Origin of the sequence: Paenibacillus solani, from assembly GCF_001277345.1 — a bacterium.
Taxonomy (GTDB): Bacteria; Bacillota; Bacilli; order Paenibacillales; family Paenibacillaceae; genus Paenibacillus_AQ; species Paenibacillus_AQ solani.
Window position 1 is genome coordinate 3,100,455 of record NZ_LIUT01000001.1, and the last position, 6,154, is coordinate 3,106,608.

Below are 6,154 nucleotides of genomic sequence, written 5' to 3' on the forward strand. Positions count from 1 at the left end.
TCATCGCGATCGCAAATGCGGTTATTTTATATCTGGAATGGACATCCAGGCCCGTTCGTTCTGCCAGCTTACCTCGACCGGGGTCTCGAAGAACGACGTTAAGTTGCTGCTAGTCAGCATTTCCTTTGATCTCCCTTTCCCAAATACAGTCCCGCGGCGGACGAGCAAGGAATGTGAGAAGATCGGCAGTATTTCTTCAATATGGTGCGTTACGAACACCAAGGTCGGTGCATTAGGTTTAGATGCCAGTGCCGTTATACTGGATAGGAGCGCTTCCCTCGACAGAAAATCAAGGCCGTTGCATGCCTCATCCAGAATCAATAATTTGGGAGCAGCCATAAGTGCCCGGGCAATCAAAAGCTTCTGCTTCTCTCCCTGCGAACAGGTTTCATAGGAACGACCCAGCAGATGTATACAATTAAAATCCTTCATCAGTTGCTCGGCCTGTTCCCGGTCCGCTTCCTCCACCTTCTGATACAGACCAATCGAAGCGTGTTTACCACTAATTACGACATCCAGCGTAGACTCACTCGGCCGAATTCTTTCCTGTAATGAGGAGCTGACCCAGCCTATCGATTTGCGCAATTCTCTTAGATCTACGCTTCCAAATTGGTGTCCGAGCACCGAAACCGTGCCGCTGGTCGGCCAGATATAACCGTTAATCATGTTCAATATGGTCGTTTTCCCGGAACCATTCAGCCCAAGAACCGCCCAATGCTCTCCTTGCTGTACAGTCCAATCTACCCCTGTAAGAACGGTCTTCTGATCTCGTCTCCAGGTTACGTCATGCAGTTCAATGGTCGTGTTCATTACCGTTCTTCTCCTTCTTTATCAACTTCGTTGCCATTTACCTTGTTAAAGATTATACCAGCAATTACATATTCATCAAAAGCAGAAAAATACTAACTACGAATCAAAGCTATAGTTTGCAGCCCAATCTGTATATTTAAAAAATAGATATGGTCTTAACGAGGAACTCAGACTGCGATATTTTTATTGACAAATAATTATTTTTATGTTATGATAAAATATTTGACTATTTACAATTATTTATTGATTTGATAATCTACTTCTACCTAAAAGCTATTTCGAATGCGATTGAGGGAAATTCTTAAGAGTGGAGGTATGTAACATGATAATCGGTAAAGGTATTGCAATGCTCGAAATTTCCGCTGCCATGATGGGCAAAATGGAAACGATCCACCTGACAAGCATATGGGATCATCAGGAGAGGGTGCTTCTGGATGCTGGCTATCCTGGCCAATTGAAGCTTATTGAGGAACATCTCTTGAGCTGTGGTTTTTCCGCCTCAGATATAACCAAAATCATTATAACACACCACGATTTGGATCATATCGGCAGTTTACCGGATGTGATTCAGAACAGCAGGCATACGCCCGAAGTGTTCGCTAGCGAAAAGGAGAAGCCTTGCATAGAGGGAGAGCAAAGAAATGTCAAACTTTCGCCCGAATCTATAACGCTGGCGCTGGCCTCGCTGCCAGATTCCGTTCCACCACAGTGGAAGAGTGCTTTTAAGCATATTCTTGAGCACCTTCCTACAGCCCGGGTGAACAGCATATTAAGTGATGGCGAAGAACTGCCATTTGGCGGCGGCATCATTGTCATTCACACACCAGGCCACACCCCCGGTCATACTAGCTTATATCATATTCCAAGCAAAACCTTGATTGCCGGAGATGCACTGAACGTTGAAGAGGGACGATTGGTTGGTCCGAATCCGGCAACCACTTATGATTTAGCATTAGCCCAGAGCTCCCTGCAAAAGCTCACTCAATATGACATCCAGAACGTGATCTGTTATCATGGTGGTTTATTTACGGATAACCCTAATCAGCGAATTCGGGAATTGGCTTATGGATAAGCTTTAACTTGCAAGTGTAGTATAGGGTCTGTCATCAATACTACACTTTTCTTTTCTCATTCTTTTATGCCGTTTCACCCAAAAGTGAAATGCGGGTTTGGTTACTATCTACGAAAAAACTTGAACACAAAGAAGAAGGAGAAGTAAATGTAAACAATCGTTATGATGTCATTTCATCGTTTGTCTATTGTTCACAATTTTACTGGTTGTTTAACTCCCCTGCCTCATGACGAATAAGACATGCTGCTAGTAACCCAATGCTCAGAATACATGCCAATAGAAGAAACGTAATTAAATAACTTGCATTATTCATCAATTGAAGCGAGATAATCGGACCGAAGCTTGTGCCTGTAAACAATATAAAAGTATATACGGATACAGCTATCCCGCGCATCTTGCCGCCCACTTGCCCAACAAGCGAAACAAGTGAAACAAGTGAAGGAACGGCTAGTGCGATCCCCCCCACAAAAAGGATGCTCATCACAATAAGAAGTGGCAGATTGGAAATCATCCCCATAGACGCCAACCCAATGATCGCTAGCAACAATCCACCGCGAAGCGTTATACCTACGCCGACATGCTTGGATATTCTTCCCGCGAATGGAGAAACGAGCATGCCTAATATGCCGATAAAACGGACAGAAAGAATTTCTTGCTTGCTTAGCTCATATGGAGCTGTACTTAGATAGTTACCCAGCACTGTATACATGCTTACAAAAGACATAAGCAGAACGAATGCCACTAGATAACATAACACCAATTGTTTTTGAACAAACACTTTGCCAATTTGCTTAATAGGCTCCCAGATATTGGCGTGTGCCTGCTGGATACCTCCTTTGGGAAGGAAGAAGAACACTAATGTGGCGGTCACCGCATAAACAACGGCAAGAATATAAAAAACAGCGTTCCAGCCATAATGCTCACTGAGCATACTACTAATCACTTGACCAACAATACCTGCAATCAGAAATCCTGTACTGATAAAACCAATGGTAGTTACCCGTTTTTCCGCTGGATACATCTCCACCGCATAGGCAAGCGCTACTGGAGAGAAGGTTGCTGCTGCTGCTCCCTGTAGTCCTCTTAAAACCAAGATCCATGCAAAGCTGTGAACGGTTCCCAGAGTTAATGAGATCAATGTCAGGAAAAGGAGCCCTACAAATATAACAGTCTTACGTCCGTATTTATCGGACAGCGCGCCATAGATTAAGCAACCAATGGCAAAACCTATCGAAAAAGTACTTCCCGCAGCGGCAGCATTCGTCGTGGAAATTTCAAAAAGCTGTGCAAACAATGTTGTTAGCGGAATCGTTACGTATAAACTGGACATGACAACAAGGCCGGTCCAGCAAAGAATGATTGTCATAAGTGGATAATTTCTAGTTGCACCCATAGTATTGATTGAATTGTTCATATTACACCTCAATTATAAAATTTGTTCGAAGTTAGATTTCGTTGGAAATTGCATTTCGTATAGTTCCTTGTATCGCCCATTCCGGCGGAGTAGATTTTCATGATTTCCCAGCTCCACAATCTGCCCATGCTCCAACACAACAATTTGATCGGCATTCTGAATCGTGGAAAGACGATGGGCGATAACCAGACAAGTACGGCCTGGAAGAAGCACAGATAACGCATGCTGAATATGTTGTTCAGATTCCGTATCCAGGGCAGCCGTAGCTTCATCCAAAATAAGAATACGAGGATTGGTTAAGAAAGCTCTGGCGATAGACAATCTTTGCTTTTGTCCTCCGGAAAGCTTGACCCCTCTTTCACCGATGGGCGTATCATAGCCCATTGGAAAAGCTGAAATAAACTCATGAGCGTTTACGCCATGGGTGGCCGCTTTAATCTCATCATCTGTGGCCTGAGGTTTACCGTACGCAATATTTTCACGTATCGTGCCATTGAGGAGGATTACGTCCTGAGATACGATCCCCATCTGCTGACGAAGCGACTTCACCGTCACTTCCGTTAATGGATAACTGTCAATATAGATGTCCCCTCGCTGAACGTCGTACAAACGGGCAATCAAATAAGCAATCGTTGACTTTCCTGATCCTGACGAACCAACCAAAGCCGTAGTTTGGTTACATGGAAGCCGCAATTGAAAGTTTTGTAGAATGGGATGTCCTTCTTCATATGCAAACTCAACATCATCAAACACAATTTGTCCTTTTACTGGCGGTAGAACAATCGCTCCTTCCTTATCGTAAACCTCTGGAACGGTTGCTAAGATTTCTTGAATGCGCTCGAATGCTGCTGCCGATTGCTGCACTTTGGTAATCATTCTGCTAAAGGAGCGGATGGGCGCTTGCAACAAGCGCAAGTAAGCTAAGTAAGCTACGATATCACCAACGGTCATGTTTCCATGCATAACCTGCCATGCTCCGAACAAGAGCACCGACGTCATACCTACATAATTCAGCCAATCGATAATTGGCGAGAAAGTCGCCGACAACCGTGAAGCAGAGACTGTGGCGATCCGATGCTGTTCACTCAATGCCTCGAACTGCTTAGCTTCCGCATCTTCACTTGCAAAAGACTTGATCATCCGTATGCCTGACAACGTATCTTGAAGTGAGTTGTTTAACTGAGCTGATATGTGACGAACCGCTCGATAGGCATTCTTCATGCGTAGACTGAAATATCGTGATGTTACAAATAAGAAAGGCAAGGTAATAAGTGTAATTAATGCTAGTTGCCAATCCGTATATAATAAGTACCCCACGATCGCAGCGAAGGTTATGACATCCGCTATAATGGACAGGCTATCGGCAGAAACCAGTTCCTGTAGTTGATTTACATCACTCGTTAACCTTGCCATAAGATCCCCGGTCCGATTACGATCAAAAAATTTCAAATCCAAACTTAATGTGTGTTTGTGCAATTTGTTTCGCAACTGGAGAATTGCCTTCTGACTAACAATTGTCATTACATAACTGCTACTGAAGTTAAATATCCCCAGCAGCAATGCAGCTAGCAGGATAAGACCTCCCGTTTCTAGTAGCGCGTAATACCTTTTTTCAGGGATGATCTGGTCTATGATCTCTTTAGTTAACTGAGGGATCATAAATTCAAGAATGGAAATGGCTATCACTGTGACGACACCAAGCATAAGCAAGACCCATTGCGTCCTTGTGTGCAAGAACATCTCCTTAAACATGATGCGCAGCGATATAAAATGCTGTTCACGACTCAACTGCTGGTCCCCGGAATGCCGAGTTTGTTTCATTTTGAATCACATACCTTCATGTTGTAATATTCATCACGGTTATCAAATCAGATCATATCCATCTCTGATCTCATGTAATTAGATTATCTAACTATATGACCAAAAAAATTATCTACCCGATCCAAGTCGTTTTTCTAAGCTTGCATTTAGTTTAACCAACACTTTTTGGAACACCGCTTGCTCCTCTTTATCTAATTCATCAACAAGGGATGCGCAAGTAGACCAGAACGTAGGCAATATTTGATTCACAAGCGTACTGCCTTCAGCGCTAATACGAACGTGAGTCATGCGACCATCCTTGGCATACGGTTCACGAACAATCAAATTTCTTTTCTCCAGCCATATTAACAAGGACGTTACGGACGATCGACGAATCCCCAATCGGTCTGCTATGGATGAAGGTGTAACCAACTCCTGATCTGCGTGAAGGGATAATAGCAGTAATAGATCCAGCTTGCTCTCCGTGATGTCAAAAGCAGCTAAATCAATATCCACCATGTCTAAAATGTTATCTCCCAGCCAAAGCATAATTAGTCCCAGATGCGCTGAATTTAGATTGGTATCGGATGAGGCTGTACGCTCCATCAACTTCAAATAGGGTGATGTTCCAAGTCTCGGTAATTGTTGCTCGGTCGTATATTCCTTGGCAGGCTTTCTTTTCAATTTGTATACCTCCTTACTCCTATAGTTAGATTATCTAATTACATTGAATATAACTGATTTCTTTTATTTTTGCAAACCCGATTAAGAAACAAAGGTAACTCTAGAGGCAGAGTTACCTAACATCAGATCATACTGCCCAATTCTCCCAACGTTGCGGCAATTTCATGAGCATGTGGTCGAGATATTGAGCCAATCTGTCCAAGACTAGGCCGAGATAGACACACCTCTCCCCAAGTGCATCATTCTACGCAAGACAAGCAGAAAACTTAACAAAAAAAACAAGCCGGAGCACATGACCAATCCTGAAGTGACCCCCAAAAGTTAGACACGGTTATTTCATTAGGCAGCTTTCTCAAAATGAGTTCGGTACTGTA

5 protein-coding genes are annotated in these 6,154 nt (G+C 43.4%); 1 reads left to right on the forward strand and 4 read right to left on the reverse strand.

Translation table 11 applies throughout. From position 1 onward, the window contains the following. Window positions 1-21: 21 nt before the first annotated feature. Window positions 22-810 carry an ABC transporter ATP-binding protein gene (locus tag AM231_RS14055; RefSeq protein ID WP_054403097.1) on the reverse strand — a complete coding sequence of 263 codons (789 nt, stop codon included), beginning with the start codon at window positions 808-810 and terminating at the stop codon, window positions 22-24. Between the two features lie 322 nt (window positions 811-1,132). On the opposite strand from AM231_RS14055, the gene AM231_RS14060 reads away from it, so the two are divergent. Continuing rightward, window positions 1,133-1,882 (forward strand): MBL fold metallo-hydrolase, encoded by a 750-nt coding sequence (locus AM231_RS14060; RefSeq protein ID WP_054403098.1) that lies wholly within the window; start codon window positions 1,133-1,135, stop codon window positions 1,880-1,882. 199 nt (window positions 1,883-2,081) lie between these two features. On the opposite strand, the gene AM231_RS14065 is transcribed toward AM231_RS14060, so the two are convergent. From AM231_RS14065 to AM231_RS14075, 3 genes are all read right to left on the reverse strand, one after another. Then, on the reverse strand, window positions 2,082-3,296 hold the full coding sequence (locus AM231_RS14065; protein ID WP_242615150.1) for an MFS transporter: 1,215 nt from the start codon (window positions 3,294-3,296) through the stop codon (window positions 2,082-2,084). 12 nt (window positions 3,297-3,308) lie between these two features. Next, entirely contained in the window at window positions 3,309-5,117 is a 1,809-nt protein-coding gene (locus AM231_RS14070) for an ABC transporter ATP-binding protein (RefSeq protein ID WP_054403099.1), read from the reverse strand. 108 nt (window positions 5,118-5,225) lie between these two features. Next, window positions 5,226-5,780 carry a MarR family winged helix-turn-helix transcriptional regulator gene (locus AM231_RS14075; protein WP_054403100.1) on the reverse strand — a complete coding sequence of 185 codons (555 nt, stop codon included), beginning with the start codon at window positions 5,778-5,780 and terminating at the stop codon, window positions 5,226-5,228. Between the last annotated feature and the right edge of the window lie 374 nt (window positions 5,781-6,154).